Annotated in this window: 19 protein-coding genes; 3 read left to right on the top strand and 16 right to left on the bottom strand. The window is 69.2% G+C overall.

The window, feature by feature from the left end:
* The first annotated feature begins 6 nt into the window (after positions 1–6).
* Together ASC81_RS15010 and ASC81_RS15015 are read left to right on the top strand one after the other, a co-directional pair.
* Positions 7–306, top strand: coding sequence for a PsiF family protein (locus ASC81_RS15010; RefSeq protein WP_056268662.1), 300 nt, complete (start codon positions 7–9; stop codon positions 304–306).
* Between the two features lie 156 nt (positions 307–462).
* Positions 463–720 carry a glycine zipper domain-containing protein gene (locus ASC81_RS15015; RefSeq protein WP_056268664.1) on the top strand — a complete coding sequence of 86 codons (258 nt, stop codon included), beginning with the start codon at positions 463–465 and terminating at the stop codon, positions 718–720.
* Between the two features lie 84 nt (positions 721–804).
* Here ASC81_RS15015 and ASC81_RS15020 read toward each other — a convergent pair whose 3' ends face one another.
* The 11 genes from ASC81_RS15020 to ASC81_RS15070 form a co-directional block, all read right to left on the bottom strand.
* Complete coding sequence (locus ASC81_RS15020) at positions 805–3,801, bottom strand: TonB-dependent receptor (protein WP_056268666.1); 2,997 nt, start codon at positions 3,799–3,801, stop codon at positions 805–807.
* Positions 3,802–3,974: 173 nt separating this feature from the next.
* Positions 3,975–4,934 carry a peptide ABC transporter ATP-binding protein gene (locus ASC81_RS15025; RefSeq protein WP_056268668.1) on the bottom strand — a complete coding sequence of 320 codons (960 nt, stop codon included), beginning with the start codon at positions 4,932–4,934 and terminating at the stop codon, positions 3,975–3,977.
* Entirely contained in the window at positions 4,927–5,877 is a 951-nt protein-coding gene (locus ASC81_RS15030; RefSeq protein WP_056268670.1) for an ABC transporter ATP-binding protein, read from the bottom strand. Before ASC81_RS15030 ends, ASC81_RS15025 begins: the two co-directional genes overlap by 8 nt.
* Before the next feature lie 370 nt (positions 5,878–6,247).
* Entirely contained in the window at positions 6,248–7,144 is an 897-nt protein-coding gene (locus ASC81_RS15035) for an ABC transporter permease subunit (protein ID WP_056268673.1), read from the bottom strand.
* Positions 7,144–8,157 (bottom strand): ABC transporter permease, encoded by a 1,014-nt coding sequence (locus ASC81_RS15040; RefSeq protein ID WP_056268675.1) that lies wholly within the window; start codon positions 8,155–8,157, stop codon positions 7,144–7,146. Before ASC81_RS15040 ends, ASC81_RS15035 begins: the two co-directional genes overlap by 1 nt.
* Before the next feature lie 9 nt (positions 8,158–8,166).
* Entirely contained in the window at positions 8,167–9,045 is an 879-nt protein-coding gene (locus tag ASC81_RS15045; protein WP_056268678.1) for an N-acetylmuramoyl-L-alanine amidase, read from the bottom strand.
* Between the two features lie 124 nt (positions 9,046–9,169).
* Complete coding sequence (locus tag ASC81_RS15050) at positions 9,170–9,811, bottom strand: glutathione S-transferase family protein (RefSeq protein WP_156392143.1); 642 nt, start codon at positions 9,809–9,811, stop codon at positions 9,170–9,172.
* Positions 9,812–9,858: 47 nt separating this feature from the next.
* On the bottom strand, positions 9,859–10,401 hold the full coding sequence (locus ASC81_RS15055) for a DUF2894 domain-containing protein (RefSeq protein ID WP_056268679.1): 543 nt from the start codon (positions 10,399–10,401) through the stop codon (positions 9,859–9,861).
* A complete protein-coding gene (locus tag ASC81_RS15060; RefSeq protein ID WP_056268681.1) occupies positions 10,401–11,048 on the bottom strand; it encodes an OmpA family protein in 648 nt (215 codons plus the stop codon). Before ASC81_RS15060 ends, ASC81_RS15055 begins: the two co-directional genes overlap by 1 nt.
* Complete coding sequence (locus ASC81_RS15065; protein ID WP_056268683.1) at positions 11,041–13,284, bottom strand: hypothetical protein; 2,244 nt, start codon at positions 13,282–13,284, stop codon at positions 11,041–11,043. The genes ASC81_RS15060 and ASC81_RS15065 overlap by 8 nt, the downstream gene beginning before the upstream one ends.
* Positions 13,284–13,958, bottom strand: coding sequence for a DUF3348 family protein (locus ASC81_RS15070; protein ID WP_056268685.1), 675 nt, complete (start codon positions 13,956–13,958; stop codon positions 13,284–13,286). Before ASC81_RS15070 ends, ASC81_RS15065 begins: the two co-directional genes overlap by 1 nt.
* A 90-nt stretch (positions 13,959–14,048) precedes the next feature.
* Here ASC81_RS15070 and ASC81_RS15075 point away from each other — a divergent pair, with 90 nt between their 5' ends.
* On the top strand, positions 14,049–15,164 hold the full coding sequence (locus ASC81_RS15075; protein ID WP_056268687.1) for a low specificity L-threonine aldolase: 1,116 nt from the start codon (positions 14,049–14,051) through the stop codon (positions 15,162–15,164).
* Here ASC81_RS15075 and ASC81_RS15080 read toward each other — a convergent pair.
* The 5 genes from ASC81_RS15080 to ASC81_RS15100 all read right to left on the bottom strand — a co-directional run bounded on the left by ASC81_RS15080 (position 15,134) and on the right by ASC81_RS15100 (position 19,189).
* Positions 15,134–16,036, bottom strand: coding sequence for an alpha/beta hydrolase (locus ASC81_RS15080; protein ID WP_056268688.1), 903 nt, complete (start codon positions 16,034–16,036; stop codon positions 15,134–15,136). The two genes, ASC81_RS15075 and ASC81_RS15080, sit on opposite strands and share 31 nt — an antisense overlap.
* A gap of 374 nt (positions 16,037–16,410) precedes the next feature.
* Positions 16,411–16,677, bottom strand: coding sequence for a translation initiation factor IF-1 (gene infA / locus ASC81_RS15085; RefSeq protein WP_056200396.1), 267 nt, complete (start codon positions 16,675–16,677; stop codon positions 16,411–16,413).
* Between the two features lie 84 nt (positions 16,678–16,761).
* Positions 16,762–16,986 carry a hypothetical protein gene (locus tag ASC81_RS15090; protein WP_056268690.1) on the bottom strand — a complete coding sequence of 75 codons (225 nt, stop codon included), beginning with the start codon at positions 16,984–16,986 and terminating at the stop codon, positions 16,762–16,764.
* A gap of 102 nt (positions 16,987–17,088) precedes the next feature.
* Positions 17,089–17,301 (bottom strand): cold-shock protein, encoded by a 213-nt coding sequence (locus tag ASC81_RS15095; protein WP_056268692.1) that lies wholly within the window; start codon positions 17,299–17,301, stop codon positions 17,089–17,091.
* 283 nt (positions 17,302–17,584) lie between these two features.
* Complete coding sequence (locus tag ASC81_RS15100) at positions 17,585–19,189, bottom strand: PQQ-binding-like beta-propeller repeat protein (RefSeq protein ID WP_200946864.1); 1,605 nt, start codon at positions 19,187–19,189, stop codon at positions 17,585–17,587.
* Between the last annotated feature and the right edge of the window lie 8 nt (positions 19,190–19,197).

A 19,197-nucleotide genomic window follows, 5' to 3' on the forward strand; every position in this document is an offset into this window, starting at 1 on the left:
GACCCCATGAAACGCTTCACCCTCGCCATGGCCCTCGGCCTGGCCGCCTTTGCCGCCCATGCCGCCGACCCGGCGCCCACGGCCCAGCAATCCAAGATGGGTACCTGCAACAAGGACGCCGGCGACAAGAAGGGCGACGAGCGCAAGGCGTTCATGAAGGAATGCCTGTCTGCCAAGCCCGCCGCCACCGCCGCCAGCGGCACGCCCCAGCAGCAGAAGATGAAGACCTGCAACGCCGACGCCAAGGGAAAGACCGGCGACGAGCGCAAGGCCTTCATGAAGGAATGCCTCAGCGCCAAGAGCTGACCGGCATCTTCGTCCCGCGAAGCCACCCCACGGGGTGGCTTCTTGCTTTGGTGATAGGCCTCGTCTGACAGGGCATCGGCCCGCCGGCTGGCCCTGCGGGAGCCCGACAGCGACGAAAGTTGAGTAACGGTAAATCGCTCCTCAAAGGAACCGACCATGAACTCCACTTTCACTCCCAACGAATCCAGCGGCTCCACCTATTGGCGTGTGGCCATCGTGTCCGTCGCCGCTGCGGCGACCCTGGCCTTGACCGCCTGCGCTGGCATGTCGGCGCGTGAAACCAGCACCGTCGTCGGCGCCACCGCAGGCGCGGTCGTCGGTGGTGTGGTGACCGGCTCGACCGCAGGTGCCGCCGTCGGCGCCGCGGCCGGTGGCGTCATCGGTAACGAAGTCGCGAAGAAGCGCAACCGCTGAACACGTCCGCCTCAAAAGCAAAAGGGCCGGCAGAAGCCGGCCCTTTCTCATGTTGACGCACAGGCCTGCTCTCGGCCCCCTGGCTCAGAACTTGTAGCGCGCTTCGAGGTAGTACTGGCGGCCGCTCGCGTCGACCTTCTGCTGCTCTTCCTCGCTGTAGCGGTAGGTTGCGCGGACCGGGTTGGTCAGGTTGGTGGCGCTGAACGCGATTTGCAGCGCCGGCGTGACGTTGTAGTTGGCCGAGAAGGCTACGTTGGACACCGGTGCCGCAATCGTCGGGGCTGACGGCATCAGCACGCCGCCGATGGTCGACATGCCCTGGCTGTTGGCCGTGGGACCCGGTGCCGTGGTGCTCGACACGTATTCGCCGCGGTAGTTGTAGACCAGGCGGGCGCTGAACACGTCGTTCTCAAAGTACACGCCTGCATTGCCGGCGATCTTGGAGGCGCCGTTCATCGGGCGGCCGTCTTCCACGCGGGTTTCGGCGTAGCTCGCGTTGGACTGGAAGCCGAAGCCCCAGGCTATGGGCTGTTCCCATGACAGCTCCAGGCCGCGGATGCGGGCCTTCTGCTGGGTGGATGTGTTGATCAGGTACGTGCGATAGCTGTCGGTGGTGCCGTCGTAGAGCTCGACGGTCTGGCCCGACGCGGTAGCGCCGGTCTTGGCATAACCGTCGATCAGCGAGCTGAAGGCCGACAGCGCCAGCATCGAGCGCTTGGCGTAGTACCAGGCCACCGAAATGTCCAGGTTGCGCGAACTCAGCGGCGTGAGGTTCGGGTTGGGGCCGGTTACCGTGCAGCCCTGCGATCCGCAGGTCTGGGCTGAATAAGTCGCGCCGTAGAGGTTGTAGTTCTGACGCCCGATGGTCTTGGACAGGCCCAGGCGGCCGATGATGCCCTGGCCGAAGTCATAGCGCAGGTTCAGGCTCGGCAGGATGTCGTCGAAGGTGCGCCGGGTGGTCTCCTTGCGGTAGATCACGCCGGTGGCGCCGTTGAACGGCACGTTGTCGAAGTAGGACTGGCCTTCGCTGACGTCGATGATGGCGTCCGGGTACTTCGCACAGGGCACGAAGGGCTTGCCCGGTTCGATGCGCAGGCAGCTGCCGGCGGGCAACGGCACGGGCGTGCGCGAGGTGAAGACCGTGCGCACCAAGCGCACGCCGACATTGCCCGACCACCTCTCGCCGTCCAGGTTCTGCATCAGGTAGGCGGCGCTCTGCACTTCGCGCAGGTCAATCGAGTTGGCGATGCGGCGCTCCCACTGCGGATTGGTCTGCTTGGCCAGGTCGCCGAAAAGCTTGGTCAGCGTTTCCTTCGAGAAATAGAAGCCGGAGTTGTCGAAGTTGCCGTCCAGATATTCACCGAAATCGCCGGGATAAGGCACGGCCAGGGCCGGGTCGGGCGCATTAGCGGCGCTGAAGGCGGACTTCAAGGCCACGGTCGACAAGCCGTACTGGCGGCGGTGGTCGGCATTGCGGAAGCCGAAGTTCAGCGAGCTGAAGATGCCGCTGTCCTGCGTGTATTCGCCGTCGACGGCAAAGCTCTTCTCGCTGTCGACTGTGTTGTAGCGGTTCAGGCCGCTGCGGCCGGTCAGGCGGTAGCCCGGCGTGCCGGCGGGTGAGTTGCTGGCCATGGGCGTCGTGCCGCTGCCCGCATTGATCCAGCTGAAGTCAGGCGCCCTTTCCAGGTCGGTGATGTCGTACTTGATGCCCTGGCCATAGCGCGAGTAGGTCAGGCCGCGGTCCATGTCGGTGTGGCCGATGCCCTTGGTCGTGCTCAACAGGCCCTTGAGCGTCAGCTTGTCGCTGACGACCCACTTGCCGTCCAGGTCCAGGAAGCCCGAGCTGGCATAGGCGCCGCTGCGGTAAAAGCCTTCGGAGTCACCCACGTACTGGGCCGGCAGCCCGTTCGCGTAGGAGATCTCGGCGGACTTCAGCACGCGCAGCTTGTGGCCGTAGACGGTCGTCTCGTCGACGATCACCGGGTTCTTGATGGAGGCGTAGACGCGCTGACCGGCGACGTTAGTGGGTGTGGTCGCGCCCAGCGGGCCGGACTGGCCGGCCAGCATCTGGTAGATGGCGCCCATGGTCGCGCGGCCGAAGTTGGCCGCGTTCATCTTGGAATAGAAGCCGGTCAGGCCGACGTCGGTATTGCTGGTGGGCTTGAACTGGCCCGAGAACATGCCGCCCTTGCGGTCACGCACGCCCTCGACGAACTCGGTGGACATCGAGCCCGGCAGACGCACACCGTTGAGCTGCGCGGCCGTGTAGCCCGAGCCGGCCAGCGAGGCGTCGGTGATGCCCAGCATGGTGGCCGTGTTGATCTGGTCCCAGCCGGAGTTGGCGCCGTAGGCGAAGCGCGAAGCGGTGTCGCGGCGGATGTAGCGCTTCTCGGCGAAGACCTGGCCGATGAAGCCCAGCGTGCTGTCCTCGTTTTTCCAGTTCAGGCTGGCGTTGAGCTGCGGGCTGGTCTTGCCCGGCAGGTCGGCATACACGCCGCCGGCGCTGACCACGCCGCTGAAGCCCTTGGGGCTGTCCAGCGGCTTGCGGGTCGTCACATTGATCGTGCCAGCCAGGCCGCCGTCCACGATGTTGGCCTGCGAGGTCTTGTAGACGGTGGCCGAGTTCAGCACCGAGGAGGGCATCAGCGACAGGCTGGTGGACCGGCTGCTGGAGGCCTGGTCCGACAGGTACCAGTCACCACCCGAGACGGTGTGGCCGTTGAACAGGATCAGCGACATGTCGGGGTTGGCACCGCGCATGGCCACCTTCTCAGCCTCGTCGTAGTCGGTGCGCACGGCCACGCCGACGACACGCTGCAGCGAGTCGGCCAGGTTCTTGTCCGGCATCTTGCCCACGTCCACGGCGGTGATGACGTCCACGTTCGCCGAGGCGTTGCGCTTGGCGTCCAGCGAGCTTTCCAGCGAGGCGCGGATGCCGGTCACGACGACGGCTTCGAGCTGCTGCTTCGTCTTGCCGTCCTTGTCATTGGTGGCCGGGGCCTGCTGTGCGAGGGCGGTGCCCTGCAGGCTCAGCAGCAGGCCGGCCAGGCCGCAGGCGATGGGGGTGGGCTGGAACTTCATGGTCGTTTTGTCCTTGCTTTGCCGAATGCAAAGATTCTTGCGACGCAAGTCACGACCTGTCAGAGGTCAAGCGCCCGAAGTCGGCGCCGCAGCAACACTTGGCGCATCACGGAATGGCCGCGGGACATGCATGGCGGTTATGGCCCGCGCCAGCGGCGCAGGAACTCAGCACTTCAGACGGCGTGGCAGGCCACGCGCCGCCCATCCACCTCGCGCAGCTGCGGCACCTCTTGCGCGCAGCGCGGCATCGCCAGCGGGCAGCGCTTGTGGAAGCTGCAGCCGCTTGGCGGGTTCAGCGGGCTGGGCAGCTCGCCGTGGATGACGATGCGCTCGCGGCGGTCGGCCTTGCGCAGCGCGGGCGTGGCGCTCATCAGGGCCCGCGTGTAGGGGTGCAGCGGCGCGGCAAACAGGCGGGTCTTCTCGCCAATCTCCACCGCCGCGCCCAGGTACATCACCATCACCTCGTCGGCCACATGCTCGACCACACTTAGGTTGTGCGAGATGAACACATAGCCCGTGCCGAACTCGTCCTGCAGGTCCATGAAGAGGTTCAGGATCTGGGCCTGGATGGACACGTCCAGCGCGCTGACCGGCTCGTCGGCGACGACGATGCCGGGGTTCAGCACCATCGCCCGCGCGATGGCGATGCGCTGCCGCTGGCCGCCCGAGAACATGTGCGGATAACGCCGCAAATGCTCGGGGCGCAGGCCGACCTTGGTGGCCAGCGCCTCGACGCGCTCGCGCCGCTCGGCGGCGCTCAGCGGCGTGTTGATCAGCAGCGGCTCGGCCAGCGTCGTCGCCACCGTCTTGCGCGGGTTCAGCGACGCGAACGGGTTCTGGAACACCATCTGCACATCACGGCGCAGCGTCATCAATGTGGCGGCGTCGGCGGTCGCTGCATCGGTGCCGCGGATCTTCAGCGAGCCGCGCGTCGGCGGCTCGATCAGCGTCAGCTGACGCGCCAGCGTGCTCTTGCCGCAGCCCGATTCACCGACGACGGCCAGTGTCTTCTTCGGCGCCAGCGTGAAGCTGACGCCGGCCAGTGCCTTGACGGTCGCCTTGGGGCGGAAGATGCCGCGGCTGACCGTGTAGTGCTTGGCCAGGTCATGCGCCTCCAAGAGAAGCTCAGACATGGGCAGCCACCTCCACCGGGAAAAAGCAGCGCACGCCGTTCTCCAACGCCGGCCGCGTGGCCACGCAACTGGCATGCACCCGCGGGCAGCGTGGCGACAACAGGCAACCCGCCGGCCGGTCCAGCGCGCCGGGCACGATGCCGGGCAGGGCGGACAGGCGCTTCGCACCCTTGTTGTGCTCGGGAATCGCCGCGAGCAGGGCGTTGGTGTATGGGTGCTGCGGCGTGTCGAACAACTCGGGCACCGGGCCGGTCTCGACGATCTGGCCGGCGTACATGACAGCGATGCGCTGCGCCATCTCGGCCACGATCGCCAGGTCGTGCGTGATCATGATCAGCCCCATGCCCTGCTCGCGCTGCAGCTTCAGCAGCAGCGTCATGATCTGGGCCTGGATGGTCACGTCGAGCGCCGTCGTTGGCTCGTCGGCGATCAGCAGCTTTGGTCCGCAGGCAATCGCCATCGCGATCATCACGCGCTGGTTCATGCCGCCCGAGAGCTGGTGCGGATAGGCGTTGGCGCGGCTGGCGGCGTCGGGAATCTCGACGAGTTCAAGCAGCTCGACGACGCGCTTCTTCGCTGCGCTGCCACGCAGCCCGAGGTGGGCCTTGAGCACCTCGGCAATCTGGTTGCCGACGGTGTAGCTGGGGTTGAGGCTCGAGAGCGCGTCCTGGAACACCATGGCCACGTCGCGGCCGATCAGGGCGCGGCGCTCCTTGGCCGACAGATTGAGCAGGTTGCGTCCTTCGAACTCGATGGCGTCAGCGGTGACTTTGCCGGGTGGGTCGATGAGGCCCATCAACGCGAGCATCGTCACCGACTTGCCAGAGCCGGACTCGCCGACGATGCCGAGCAGCTCGCCCTTGTCCAGCGACAGGTCGACGCCGTCGACGGCGGGGAAGTTGCCGAACTGGACTTTGAGGTTCTTGATGGTGAGGAGGCTCATCGGTGCTTCGGTCGTCTCGCCACGCCCAGCGGAATACCTCGGTGCGAAGGGCTTTCGGGTTTGGCTGTTGGGTGTTTCGGGGCTCCCCCTTGGAGGAGCCGAGAAGCGCAGCAACCCGAGGCGTGCGCGAAGCGCACTTCGTCAACTGACTTCGCGCAGTTGTCTGAGCGCAGCGTAGCGAAGCGAGTTCTGCGCGAGCCTCGGGTTGCGAGCATCGCAGGGGACCCCGCAGCGAAGCGAAGGGGCGACAGAACGGGGGCGATTTCTTTGCTTACTTTCTTGTTCGCACAAGAAAGTGAGTCGGCCGCCGGGACGAAATCCCGGCTGGGCCTGACCACTAAGCCAAAGCAACGAAGCAGCGACCCACCCATCACGCCACCTTCTTCAACTTCGGATCCAGCGCATCCCTCAACCCATCCCCCATCAGGTTGATCGCCAGCACCGTCACCAGAATCGTCAGCCCCGGCAGCGTGACGACCCATGGCGCCCGCGTGATGTAGTCGCGTGCCGACGACAGCATCGTGCCCCACTCCGGAATCGGCGCCTGCACCCCCAGCCCGAGGAAGCCCAGCCCCGCCGTCTCCAGAATGGCCGACGAAAACGACAGCGTCGCGTTGACGATCAACGGCGCCATGCAGTTGGGCAGCACCGTGATGAACATCAACCGCCCCACGCCCGCACCTGCCACGCGGCTGGCCGTCACGTAGTCGCGCCCGATCTCGGCCAGGGCCGCAGCGCGCGTCAGCCGCACATAGCCCGGCAGCGCGCCGATGGCGATGGCGATGACGGTGTTCACCAGGCCCGGCCCGAGGATGGTGATGACGCAGATGGCCAGCAGCAGCGAGGGCAGCGCCAGCACGATGTCCATCACGCGCATGATGGCCGGAGACAGCCAACGCTGGAAGAAGGCCGCCAGCAGCCCCAGCAGCACGCCCGGCAACAGCGACAGCGTCACGGCGGCCAGGCCGATGCCCAGCGACACGCGGCCACCATGCAGCAAGCGGCTCAGCATGTCGCGGCCCAGCTCGTCGGTGCCGAGCAGGAAGCGCGTGCTGCCGCCCTCGGCCCAGACAGGTGGCGTCAACATGAAATCGCGGTACTGCTCGATGGGATCGTGCGGTGCGATCAGCGGGGCGAACAGCGAGGCCAGCGCGATCACGGCGAACACGATCAGCGCGATGAAGGCGCCATGGTTGGCGGTGAAGCCCAGCCAGAACTCGCGTAGCGGGCCGGGCGGCTCGAAGGGTTTGTCGAGGACAGCGCTCATCAGTGACCACCTCCGCGGATGCGCGGATTCACCACCCCATACAGCAGATCCACGATCAAGTTCACGCCGATGAAGGTCAGCGCCGAGATCAGGATGCCGGCCTGCACGACCGGGTAGTCGCGCCGCCCGATGGAGTCGATCAGCCATTTGCCGATGCCGGGCCAGCTGAAGATGGTTTCGGTCAGCACCGCACCCGCCAGCAGGCTGCCGGTCTGCAGGCCCACCACCGTCAGCACCGGGATCAGCGCGTTGCGCAGCGCATGCACGACGACCACACGCGTCGGCGACAGGCCCTTGGCGCGCGCGGTGCGCACATAGTCTTCACGCAGCACCTCCAGCATCGACGAGCGCGTCATGCGCGCCACCACGGCCAGCGTGCTCGTGCCCAGCACCAGCGCGGGCAGGATGAGGTGCATCAGCGCCGACTTGAATGCGCCTTCCTCGCCGCTCAGCCAGGCGTCGATGAGCATGAAGCCGGTCACGCGCTCGGGGTCGAACTCGATGCCGATGCGGCCCGACACCGGCGTCCAACCGAGGTTGACCGAGAAGAACATGATGAGGATCAGCCCCCACCAGAACACCGGCATCGAATAGCCGACCGTCGCCACGCCCATAACGCCCTGGTCCAGCAACGAGCCGCGCTTGAGCCCTGCGCTGACGCCCAGCAGCAGCCCCAGCCCGACCGCGAAAACCAGCGCGGCGCAAGCCAGCTCGACGGTCGCCGGGAACAGTGCCGCGAACTCTTTGCTGACCGGCTCGCGGCTGACCAGGCTCTGGCCCAGGTCGCCCTGCAGCAGCTTGCCGACATAGTCCGCGTACTGCACCGGCAGCGGCTGGTCCAGGCCCATGCGCTTGACCAGCGCGGCGTGCGCCTCCGGGTCCAGCCGGCGCTCGCCCATCATGACCTCGATGGGGTCGCCGGGCACGAGGCGGATCAGGCCGAAGGCGACGATGGTGATGCCGATCAGCGTCGGCACCAGCGTGGCCAGGCGTTTGAGCAGGAAGGCGAGCATCCGGCAGTGTTACCAGCGCGACGTGTAGGGCCGCGTCTCGGTCTGTGAAGCGCCGGCGACGCGCATTGCGCCTGGCGTGGCCGCCACTTCGATCAGGGCCGCAGTCTCGGCGTCCACCGCACCGGAGATGTCGCGCGGCCGGTACTTCATCTGGAAGGTGGCGACGACTTCCTTCGTCAGCGTGTCCATCTGCCCCGAGCGCGACACGTTGTAGCCGATGCGCGCGAGCTTCTCCTGCAGCCAGGCCACGTCGCGCGGCGCGACCTCGTGCTCCAGCGTCTTCACGAGCACCGAGGGGCCGTCCGGCCAGGGGATCAGCCCGGCGTCGGCCAACTGGCGCCAGGGGAAGTTGGGCCCCGGGTCCTGCTTGCGGCCGGGGGCGATGTCGGCGTGGCCGATGATGCGCTCGGGCCGCACGTTATGGCGCTTCTGGATGTCGCGCACCAGCGCAATGACCTCATCGACCTGGGCTTGCGGAAAGGGCGCATAGACACGGCCGCCGGGGCCGTCCACATAGCCGGCATTGACGATCTCGATGCCGATGGACGAGGCGTTCAGATTGTTGTGACCGCCCCAGAAGCTGGCGCCGGCATGCCAGGCGCGGCGGTTCTCGTCGACCAGTGCATAGCTGATGGCCGGGTTGTCGCGCACCAGGTAGTGGCTGGACACCTGGCCGCCGGTGGTCAGCACCTTGAGCGACTTCTCCCAGTCCAGCACGGTGTAGTGCAGCACGATGAAGAGGCTGCGGCTGTCCTGGTTCTGGGAGGTGTAGGTGCGGTCGATTTGCGGCGCGCGCACACCCGGCGCGGGCGCCGGCGTCGGCGGCACGCTGGCGCAGGCGCTGAGCAGCAGGGCCAGGGCGGTAGCGACGAGGGAGGTGAACTTCATGTGCAAACGGGCGTGGCCAAGCCTGGATTGTTGCAGCGCACCCGCGGCGGCGACCGCGGGTCAGCCCGCAGGGGCCATGCCCGCAGGCGCAGCGGGTATACCGGCAGGTGATGACCTGTGCGCTTCAGCCCACCGGCGGCAGCGCCGGCGCGCTCAAGCCGTCGAAAGGATCGGCCCAGGCCGGCAGCGCCATCAGCCGCGCATGCCAGGCCGCCACGGCCGGGTAGTCGGCCAGCGGCAGCCGCGCCACGTCGTTGAAGGGCAGGAAGACAGCCATGCGGAAGTCGGCATAGCTCAGGCCGCTGGCCAGCAGCCAGTCCTGCCGGGCCAGGTGCGCTTGCAGCACGGCGGCACTGTCGTGGAAGTGGGCGGTGCCACGCGCGACCAGCGCTTCGTCCAGCGCACCGAGGTGGTAACGCTGCTTGGTGCCGCGCTCGAAATGCACCATGTCGCAGGCGTGCATGAAGTTGTCGCGCGCCCAGCTGACCCAACGGATCATGTCGGGCAGCTCGGCGCCTGTGCGCCAGAACGCCGAGCCCACCATCTGCGACAGGCGGCAGGCGATGGCGTCCGCCTCGAACAGCGAGCCGCCGGCTTGGGCCAGGATGGGCAGGCGCAGCGAGGGGTTGAGGTGGCGGTACTTGTCCGCCTCGCCCGGCGCCAGCGGCTCGGCGAACTCGTAGATGACCGGCGCGGCCAGATGCTTGGCCGCCGCCACCGTCAGTCGCGGATTGGGGTTGCGGGAGAAGTAGAGGATCGGCTGCACGGCGCGCAATCTCCGCGGGGAGGGATGGAGGCCGCGATTCTGCGCGGTCAGCGCTTGCGCGGCCCCGCCGGCTTGCGGCCGGCCGGCCTGGCGGGTTTCTCGGCCTCCGGCGCCAGCTGCAGCGGCGCCAGCGCGGCCAGCGTGTCGAGCTGGATCAGCAGGCGCTGCAGATAGTCCGGCGACAGGTCGCGCAGCTGCTGCAGCGCCCGCGTCACCAGCACCTGGCTGTTCAGCGGGCCGAGGTGCTCGGGCACCGGCGCACTGACTTCGGCCATGCGGCGCGTCAGGCGCAGCGCGCTCCAGGTGCGGCGGTGCAGGTGCACGTTGCGCAGCTCGGGACCGGCGCCCACGTCCAGCCGCGCCGTCAGCTCGGCCAGCGGGCCGCCCGAGGCGGGTGCGCGCGGCGCAGCAGCTGGCGTGGACGCCTGGGCCTGCGCGCGCTCCACGAGACGGGCCACCAGGCGCTCGCGCAGTGCGCCCTGCGGCTGCCGCGCGGCGCGGCGGGCCAGTCCCTCCAGCACGCGGCGGCTGACCGGGTCCGATGTCGGCTGCGCCTGAAGCCAGGCTTGCGGGTCGTCGTGGGCGTTCATCACGGCGCCGAGGCGGCAGCCCGCTTGGGGCGCGGCGTGGGCGCGATCTCCACACGACGGTTCAGCGCGCGCCCCTCCGGTCCGTCGTTGGACGCCACCGGCTGCTGCGGGCCGAACGCCGCGGCGAACACCGCATCCGGCGGCAGCCCTTCGGCCATCAAGGTGCGCGTGACGGTCAGCGCGCGCTGCGCCGACAGCTCCCAGTTGTCGCTGAACTTCTGGACACCGGTGCGCATGCCGCGGTCATCGGTGAAGCCGCTGACCATCAGGATCTCGTCGCGCTGCGCGAGATAGGTGCGCAGCGGCCGCGCCAGGCTCTTGATCAGCGCGCGGCCATCGGCATGCAGCTCGTCCGAGCCAGTGGCAAACAGCACCGCGCCGCTGATGCCGATGCGGCCTTCGACCAGCGTGATCCGCCCATCGGCCAGCGGCCCGGCCAGCGCGCGCTCCAGCGCCTCGCGGCGCGCCTGCTCGGCCTGGCGCTGCTGCACCTCGGCCTGCAGCTGGTTGGCCAGGTCCAGCTGGCCCACCAGGGCTGCGGCCAGCACCAGCACGAACGCGCCCAGCACGCCGGCCATCAGGTCGCCAAACGCTGCCCACGCGGGCATGCCGACACCCTCCTGCTCGATCTCCAGCGGCTCATCCATGCGCCGCCGCCGTCGTCTGCAGCGCGTCCAGCACCTGCTTCTGCGAGCCCAGGCAGAGGTCGATGACCTCCCGCGCCTGGGCCACGTAATAGCCCAGCTGCTCGTCGCTGCGCGTCATGGCCTGGCCCAAGCGTTCCTCCAGCGCGGCCAGGTGCTGCACCAGCTCGGCGTTGGCGCCCTGGAACTGCGCCACTGCCGCGCCGAATCCTTCACCCAGGCTGCCCATCTCGGCGGCGCTCGCTGCCAGCGTCGTGGCAGCCTCGGCCAGCTTCTCGCCGGTCGCATCGGCCTGGCGCGTGAAACGCTCGCCCACGGCCTGGAGCTGCGTGGCCGAGCTGCCCACCAGTGCGTCCACCTGCGACGCCGCGCTGGCCAGCATCGCGTCGGTGGCCGCCCGTTGTTCGCCGGCGGCCTGCTGCAGCGAGGCCAGCAGCGTCGACACGGTCTGCATCAGCTCGGCGCGTTCGGCCAGGGCTGCGCGGTCCTGGGCCTGGCTTTGTGCCAGCTGCTCACGCAGGGCCGACACCACTTCGACGGCCGCGCGTGGCGCCTCGCCGGCCGCCTTCAGCAGCGCGCCGGCTTCGCTCAGGGTCGTCTGCGCCTGCGAGCCGGCCTGCGAGACCAGCTCGCGGGTGTGGCTCAGCAGGCCGTCGGCAAGCTGCTGCTGCTGCGCCAGCTGGGCGGCGCCCGCGGCCTGCAACTCGCTGCGCCACGCCGCCAGGCGTTCGGCGTCGCCCGCAGCGTGGGCCGATTGCAACTGGCCGTGCGCCGCGGCCAGCGCAGCGACGGCGGCCTCGGTCTGCGCGGCAAAGCCGGCGGTCAGCTCGGCCAGCGAGTTATGCAGGCCGGCGCGCTGGGCGTTCACGGTCTCGGCATCGGCGCGCGCTTCGGCGCGGCGTTGGCTGTCCTGCTCGGCCAGCGCGGTCTGCTGACGCGACTGCGCGTCGGCCACGCGGTCGAGCAGGGTCTGCGTCTGCATGGCGAAGCGCTCGGCCGTCGCGTCAATGGCCTGCTGCGCGGCGGCACGCTGGCCGGCCAGCGCGTCGACCTGGCTGCGCAGCGAAGCGGCGCGGGCGGTTTCGGCGTCGTCGAGTGCGGCCAACAGGCGCTGCGACTCGCCTGCCCAACGCTCGCCCAGGCGCTCGGCGGCCTGTTGGGTCGCGGCGCCGGCCTCGGCCAGCAGCTGCAGGGCCGCCTCGCGCTGCTGGGCCAGACCCTCGCCCTGAGCGCGTGCGGCGGACTCGCCATGCTGCACGATCTGCGCGACGCCGGCTTCGAAGCGGCTGCTCAAGGCGCCGAGCTGCTCGCACACCTGCGCACCAATGCGCTGATGCAGCGCCGCGGCCTCGCGGGCGATGCCGGCCATGGCGGCTTCGGCGGCAGGCTGGATGGCGGCGCCGGCCAGGCGGGCGCTTTCGGTCAGGCTGCTGCGCAGCGTGCTGTCGACGCTGGCGGCCAGCGCCGTGTAGGCCTGGTGCGTCTCGGCGTGGAACTGGGCGTTTTGCGCGGCCAGCTGGTCGGCCATCGCCTTGGCGAACTGCTGCAGCTGGGCGACAAGTTCACGCTGGCGCTCCCCGGCGGCCTCAGCGGCGGCGGTGTCGGCGGCCTGCTGCGCCAGTTCGCGACGGTGGGCGGCGGTCAGCGGGCGCAGGCGGCCGAGCAGGGCGGTGTCAAGCTGGCCGGCCACGGCCGCGCGTTCGCGACGCGCCAGCGCCACCATCAGACCCAGCATGGCCGAGGCGCACACGCCCGCCACGCTGGCGCTGAACGCCAGGCCCAGGCCCTGGACTGGCGCACCCAGGGCCGTGCGCAGCGCGGCCAGGTCAGCCGTCGCGCCGAGCGCATTGGCCGTGCTGCCCAGCGTGATGACCAGCCCGGTGAAGGTGCCCAGCATGCCCAGCAGCACCAGCAGGCCCGCCAGCGCGGGCGCCAGCGCCAGGCCGGGAAGCGCGACGCGCAGGCCTTCCAGACGCTGTTGCACGCCAGCGCGCAAGGCAGCGGGCAGCGTGGCGACCCAGCCTTCGCCCGGCTCGACATCCAGCGCTGCAGCCAGCTCGCGGCTGGCGCGGCGGAAGGCGGTCAGCTCCCAGACGCCGATGACGAAGAAGGCCGCGATCAGCAGCGTCATCGCCAGCGCGACCGGGTGATGGCCCGCCGCGGCCACGGCGGCACCGGCGATGCCCGCGAGGCCGGCGGCCAGCGCCAGGGGATAGAGGACGTTCAGGAAACGGTTCATCAGGATTCGGCTTGATGCAGGGCTTCGATCAGGCCCAGCACCGGTTGCAATCTCAGGTCCAGCTCGGCGCGCAGCGCGCGCTGCAGGTCGGCCCAGAAGCGGGCGCGCCAGCGTCGCGGGTCGGCGGTGTGATGAGTGGCAGCGCGGCGACTGAGCAGGGCGGGCAGGCCGGCGAGCGCCTGGCGCTCCTGTGCGACGACGGCGCGTTCGAACACCGCGTCCAGCTGCGCCAGGCGCGCGCCCGTGCCCGAGACCTCGGCCAGTCGTGGCCGCAGGCGCTCGCGCAGCGTGCCGATGCGCGCGGCCATGCTGCGCTGCTGCTGGGCGTGGTGCAGGCGGTAGGGCGCCAGCAGGTCAGCCAGCGGCACGCCGTCCGGCGCGGCTTCGGCCGATTCCCGCGCCAGCAGCGCGTCGTCAAAGGCGGCGCTCAGCTCGTCCCGCAGGCGCGCCAGCGCGGCCTCGGCCCAGTCGATGGCCTCGCGCCGGGCGCCGGCGTCACTGCCTGCAGCCGGCGGGGTGGCCAGCACTTGCGACAAGCCGATGGCGTCGGCCCAGCCCAGCCAGCCGCCCAGGCGCTCGGCCACCGGCGGGGTGGATGCCGGCGCCACGCCCCATTGCAGCAGCAGCCGGGCCAGGGGCTCGGCGGCAGCGGGCTGCGGGAGGGCTGTTTGCATGGACTCGGGCGCGCGAGGAAAAAGGGCGAGAGTTTAAAGACCCCGATCAGAACGGCCATTCCGGCCCGGTGCGCGCGACACTCGCCGCCCATGGCCACGCCCTACACCAACACCGCGCCCATCGCCGACATCGAGCTGCGCAAGCGCTGCACGCGCTGGCTGAACGGCCATCGCCCGATGCTGTCCATGCGCGAGTCGCTGCTGGCGCTGACCGAGCTGCCCGACGCCGAACTGCCGCTGGATGTCTACGGCCAGGGCCAGCTCATCCAGGCGCTGGAAGCCGAGGTGGCCGTGCTGCTCGGCAAGCCGGCCGCGCGCTTCATGCACAAGGGCGTGGCGGCGCAGCTGGCCGCGCTGCGCGTGCACTGCGGCGACGGCGACGGGCCGGTGGCCGTGCATCCGCAAAGCCATATCGCCATCGACGAGGCGGAGGCGTTCGAGAAGTTGATGGGACTGCGAGGCCTGCGAGTGGGCAGCAGCGACGCGTCGTTCGGCGTCGATCAATTGCGGGCGGCGCCTGAGGTGCCGGCCGTCGTCACCGTCGAGCTGCCCCTGCGCCGCGCCGGCTACCGGCTGCCCGCGTGGGACGAGCTCGTGGCCATCAGCCACTGGTGCCGCCAGGCCGGCGTGCCTTTGCATTTCGACGGCGCGCGGCTCTGGGAGGCCTCGGCCCATTACGACCGGCCGCTGGCCGAGATTGCCGCGCTGGCCGACTCGGTCTATGTGTCCTTCTACAAAGGCCTGGGTGGCTTGGCCGGCTGTGTGCTGGCAGGCAGCGAGGACTTCATCGCGCAAATCGCGCCTTGGCAGACGCGACTGGGCGGCAATGTGTTCACGCTCTACCCCTTCGTGCTGAGCGCGCTGCAGGGCCTGCGCACGCAGCTGCCGCGCACGCCCGCCTACCGCGAGCGCGCCCGCACACTGGCGGCGCTATTGGCCGAGCAGCCAGGCTGGTGCGTGGCGCCCGAGCCGCCGCAGGTCAACGCCTTCCAGCTGCACCTGCCGGTGGGCCCCGAGGCGCTGCGCGAGGGACTGCTGGCGGTGGCAAGGGTGGATGGCTTCTGGCTGGGTGCGCGGGCGGTGGCCTCGCATGTCGTCGAGGGCGGCGCCATGGTCGAGGTCGTCATCGGCGATGCGGCCGACGGCTGGCGCGACACCGAGGCGCTGACCGCGCTTCAGCGCGCGGTGGCAGTCGCCGCGGACTGAGCCGGCGCAGCGTTCACGAAGGCCGCCACGTCATCCAGCACCGGCGCCAGCCAGCGCAGCGGCGCGCCGAACGCGGCGATCAGCGTCACGTGGCTGACGCGGTCATAGAACTTCACCGTCACGGGCACGCCCGCGGCTTGAAGCTTGTTGGCCAGGGCCTGGGTATTGCGCTGCGGGTCGACCAGCTTGTCGCTCTTGGCCGCCGCGAGAAAGCTGCGTGGTGCACCCGCGCTGGCGTGTTCCAGCGGTTGTGTGCCGGGCGGGTAGTCGGGATGGAAGAACACCGGCTTGGCGTCGGGGTTCTCGATGGGCAGGAAGTCGTAGGGGCCGGCCAGGCCGACGAAGCCGGCCAGCTCGCGCGGCGCGTGGCCGGTGGCGGCCAGCCAGCGCGGGTCCAGCGCCAGCATCGCGGCGTTGTAGGCGCCGGCGCTGTGGCCCATGACGAAGACACGGCGCGGGTTGCCGCCCAGGCCCTCGGCACGGGTCAGGCCCCAGGCCAGCGCTGCGGCGCTGTCGCGCAGGAAGTCGGGGTAGCGCACCGCCGGGTAGAGCCGGTAGTCGGCGACCAGGGCCAGCACGCCGCGTGAGGCCAGCGCCTCGCCGACGAAGGCGAAGTCGGCGCGCTCGCCGTTGTTCCACGAGCCGCCGTAGAAGAACACGACCACCGGCCAGCCACCCGCCGGCGCGGCGCTGGCGGGTTTGTAGACGTCGAGCTGCTGGCGCGCACCCGGCCCGTAGGCCACGCCGGCCGTGCGCGTATGGGTGCTGCCGGGCGCCAGCGCGTTCAGCGCCGTTACCGGCGAGCAGGCCACCAGCGCGCCTGACAGCACGACGATGCCCAGCAAGACAAGGCCAGTTTTCATCAGCTGCATGCTGATGCCTACGCAGGCGCCGCGGTGTCGGATGCGAACCCCAAAAGCAATCGGCCGCCAGGCAAAGCCATGGCGGCCGATCGAAGGATCAGCTAGGGCCTGTTAGCACTACGGCAGTGGGCCGCGTTGTGACCAGAAAGCCCGCGAGCAAGGCGCAAACCGCAGCCGGGTTGCACACCCGGCGAGGATTTGCAACGCCGCGCGCGGGCTTTCTGGTCACAACCCAACGGGGAAGGCCATCCGCCAGGGGCCACTCGGCGTTGCACCGCTTGCCCGCATATCAATGCGGGCGGCGCGCTGCGCCTTGATTGGCCCCTGGCGGATGGCCTTCGCGGCTCACTGCCGTAGTGCTAACAGGCCCCGCGCTGTGAGGCTCAGCGGCGCTGCTGGCTGCCACCACCGGACGGCGGCGGACCGCGACGTTCCAGGTGACGGAAGGTGATGCGGCCCTTGCTCAAGTCATAGGGCGACATCTCCAGCGACACGTTGTCGCCGGCCAGGATGCGGATGTGATGCTTGCGCATCTTGCCGCCCGTATAGGCGATGACCTTGTGGCCATTCGACAGCGTCACGCGAAAGCGCGAGTCGGGCAGGATTTCATCCACGACGCCTTGCATCTCAATCAGTTCTTCTTTGGCCAAGTGTTGGGCTCCGTTGCGAAAGTTGGACGAGAGGCCGAGCACGTGGCCGTGCCGGCTGTTGATGCGGCCTCAAGCCGCTAGCGCTCAATGGCAGCGCGCCCAGGCCAGGCCCTGATCTTGCGCATAACGCAAGGCAGCCTGCGGGCTGATGAACTGCGGCGTGAAACGCATGACGCGATCCACGCTGGCCATGCCACGGCCGGATCGGATCGAGACGAGGGCGTCAAAGCCGCCACCATCACGAGCCTGGGTCATCGGCGAGACGACGAATCGTCCCACCTCGATATTGTTATTGTTGTTCTGAAGCATGTTGTTTTTCTTGTTGTAAAACCGGGCCAGCTTAAGCCGGCCGCGGCGTACGTGGGCGTTTGCGTTCGCCCACCGGCGCCACCAGGGCGCCTGCAGTACTGATTAGAGCGAACGGATGTTCGAGGCCTGGGGGCCCTTGGCGCCTTGCGTGGACTCGAACGAGACCTTGGCGCCTTCGGCCAGCGAGCGGAAGCCGCCGCCGTTCTTGATTTCGCTGTGGTGGGCGAAGAGGTCCTTGCCGCCGTTGTCAGGCGTGATGAAGCCGAAGCCCTTGCCGTCGTCGAACCATTTCACGGTGCCGGTTTCTGTAGTCATGGGTGTTCCTTTGAGGAAAGTAGAGATGGAAGAAAACCCTCTGACGGCGTCATGCCGTGCAGAGACAGAAACACTCAAGAACACTCACCGGGAGTTGCTGAAGCGAGCCGCTCGCAAGAAGGGCCAGGGGGTGGCCAGCGGGGCTGCAGATAAGACCTTGAGGAAACGGTCTTGCGCGAATCTATGCCCGGAATGTAGCACGGCAGCCCCAAGGCCCTGGGGCCGAGGGGATGTCTGTCGCTGCGGGAGTCGGGGTTAGGTCACGCTTGCGGGCTCGGCGGTGCTAGCGGATCTCGAATGCGTACAGCTTGTTGTTGGGCCCGCCGAAGGCGCCGAACAGGTTGCTGTAGCCCGAGCCCCAGAACACCTGGCCCTTGGAAATGGCAGCGCCCGACAGGCAGGAGCCGCCGCTGGAGAACTTCCACAGTTCCACGCCCGTGGCGCCGTCCAGCGCATACATGTAGCCGTTGACGCGGTCGAGCGAGCAGCCGAAGACGACGCCGTTGGTCGTCGTCACCGGGCCGGACGTGCTGCCGCCGCCCGACGGCCGGGTCTGCCACAGCAGCTGGCCGGTGACGGCGTCGATGCCGCTCCACACGCCGCTCGTCAGGCCGCCGGCTGCGGGCCAGGGCACGGCGTCGCTGTTGGCATTGGCGGTGTAGACGCGCTTGCCGTCGACCGCCGAGCCCCACTGCAGGCCGCCGCCCGTGCCGCCGGGGCCGGCCTGGGTCACCCACTTGACGGCGCCAGTGTCCGGGTCCATGGCCCAGTACTTGCCGCTCTTCTGGCCGGCGCCGACGACGTCTTGCGGTTTGCCCTTGCCGTCGACCTTGACGGTGAACAGCGCTGGCGCCTGGCCGAAGTCGTAGTCGGGGCCGGTCGGGTTGGGGCAGAACGCCGGGTCGCCAAAGCCGATGCAGGCGGCCGTCCAGATGTCGGCCGGCAGGGCCTTGGTGGCCCAGCGCACTGCGCCAGTCCTCATGTCGAGCGCTACGACCGCGTCGAAGTAGTTGTCGACCGCCAGGCAGGCCTTGACGGCTTCGGTGTCAGTGCCCGCGGCAATGACGCAGAGCCTGACCGGCTCCGGCACCGAATAGTTGTTGCCCGTGGCGATGTAGACCTGGCCGCGCTTGACGTCCACCGCCGGTGCGCTGCCCCAGATCGCACCCCCGGAATAGCCGGGCGGCACCATGTAGGTTTTCCAGACGATGGCGCCGGTGTTGATGTCCAGCGCCAGCATGCTGCCGCGGAAGCTGCAGCAAAAGCCGACCGAGCCGGCCAGCGCTTCTTCCAGCGATGCCACGCCGACATAGACGCGGTCGCCATGCGCCGTGGCCGACTGCGTGATGATGGTGCCGTAGTGGTTGTCCAGTTGCGTCGCCCACAGCAGCCCGCCGGTCTGCTTGTCGAAGGCCAGCAGCTTGCCGCCCGGCCCGCCGAAGGGCGGCGGTGCGAACACATTGCCCTGCGTGCCGACGATGAGCTTGTTGCCGGCGATCACCGGCGTGGCGCGGGCCTTGTCGCCCGGCGTGCCCGAAGCCGCCCCGACAGACACCTTCCACAGCTGCGCGCCGGTCTGGCGGTCCACGGCGTAGAGGTTGCCCGCCCAGTCGGGGAAGTAGACGGCGCCCATGTCCACGGCCGGCGTCGCTGACACGTCGCCCCCCGTCGTGAAAACCCATTTCTGCGTCAGCCCGCCCACGGTCTGCACGCTGATGCCGCCGCTGTGGGCCTGGTGCCGGGTGTTGGACAGGTTCTGCCCCGCCGAAGGCCACCCGGCGTCATTCGGGTCAGCCTTGGCGGCGGGGCCCGAGCCCATCAGGCCGGCCAATGCCAGCCCGCACATCGTGAGCCGGCGCCGCCGCCGCCCAGTCGTTTCGATCACCATGGAGTTCT

This window comes from Pelomonas sp. Root405, from assembly GCF_001425165.1.
Classification (GTDB): domain Bacteria; phylum Pseudomonadota; class Gammaproteobacteria; order Burkholderiales; family Burkholderiaceae_C; genus Pelomonas.

What these genes read in the sequence shown, in the direction of transcription:
- ASC81_RS15080 (WP_056268688.1), bottom strand. Translation starts at nt 16,036, where the DNA reads ATGCAGCTGATGAAAACTGGCCTTGTCTTGCTGGGCATCGTCGTGCTG.
- ASC81_RS15095 (WP_056268692.1), bottom strand. Translation starts at nt 17,301, where the DNA reads ATGACTACAGAAACCGGCACCGTGAAATGGTTCGACGACGGCAAGGGC.
- ASC81_RS15100 (WP_200946864.1), bottom strand. Translation starts at nt 19,189, where the DNA reads ATGGTGATCGAAACGACTGGGCGGCGGCGGCGCCGGCTCACGATGTGC.
- ASC81_RS15010 (WP_056268662.1), top strand. Translation starts at nt 7, where the DNA reads ATGAAACGCTTCACCCTCGCCATGGCCCTCGGCCTGGCCGCCTTTGCC.
- ASC81_RS15045 (WP_056268678.1), bottom strand. Translation starts at nt 9,045, where the DNA reads ATGAAGTTCACCTCCCTCGTCGCTACCGCCCTGGCCCTGCTGCTCAGC.
- ASC81_RS15015 (WP_056268664.1), top strand. Translation starts at nt 463, where the DNA reads ATGAACTCCACTTTCACTCCCAACGAATCCAGCGGCTCCACCTATTGG.
- ASC81_RS15040 (WP_056268675.1), bottom strand. Translation starts at nt 8,157, where the DNA reads ATGCTCGCCTTCCTGCTCAAACGCCTGGCCACGCTGGTGCCGACGCTG.
- ASC81_RS15035 (WP_056268673.1), bottom strand. Translation starts at nt 7,144, where the DNA reads ATGAGCGCTGTCCTCGACAAACCCTTCGAGCCGCCCGGCCCGCTACGC.
- ASC81_RS15020 (WP_056268666.1), bottom strand. Translation starts at nt 3,801, where the DNA reads ATGAAGTTCCAGCCCACCCCCATCGCCTGCGGCCTGGCCGGCCTGCTG.
- ASC81_RS15090 (WP_056268690.1), bottom strand. Translation starts at nt 16,986, where the DNA reads ATGCTTCAGAACAACAATAACAATATCGAGGTGGGACGATTCGTCGTC.
- ASC81_RS15070 (WP_056268685.1), bottom strand. Translation starts at nt 13,958, where the DNA reads ATGCAAACAGCCCTCCCGCAGCCCGCTGCCGCCGAGCCCCTGGCCCGG.
- ASC81_RS15075 (WP_056268687.1), top strand. Translation starts at nt 14,049, where the DNA reads ATGGCCACGCCCTACACCAACACCGCGCCCATCGCCGACATCGAGCTG.
- ASC81_RS15065 (WP_056268683.1), bottom strand. Translation starts at nt 13,284, where the DNA reads ATGAACCGTTTCCTGAACGTCCTCTATCCCCTGGCGCTGGCCGCCGGC.
- ASC81_RS15030 (WP_056268670.1), bottom strand. Translation starts at nt 5,877, where the DNA reads ATGAGCCTCCTCACCATCAAGAACCTCAAAGTCCAGTTCGGCAACTTC.
- ASC81_RS15025 (WP_056268668.1), bottom strand. Translation starts at nt 4,934, where the DNA reads ATGTCTGAGCTTCTCTTGGAGGCGCATGACCTGGCCAAGCACTACACG.
- ASC81_RS15055 (WP_056268679.1), bottom strand. Translation starts at nt 10,401, where the DNA reads ATGAACGCCCACGACGACCCGCAAGCCTGGCTTCAGGCGCAGCCGACA.
- ASC81_RS15060 (WP_056268681.1), bottom strand. Translation starts at nt 11,048, where the DNA reads ATGGATGAGCCGCTGGAGATCGAGCAGGAGGGTGTCGGCATGCCCGCG.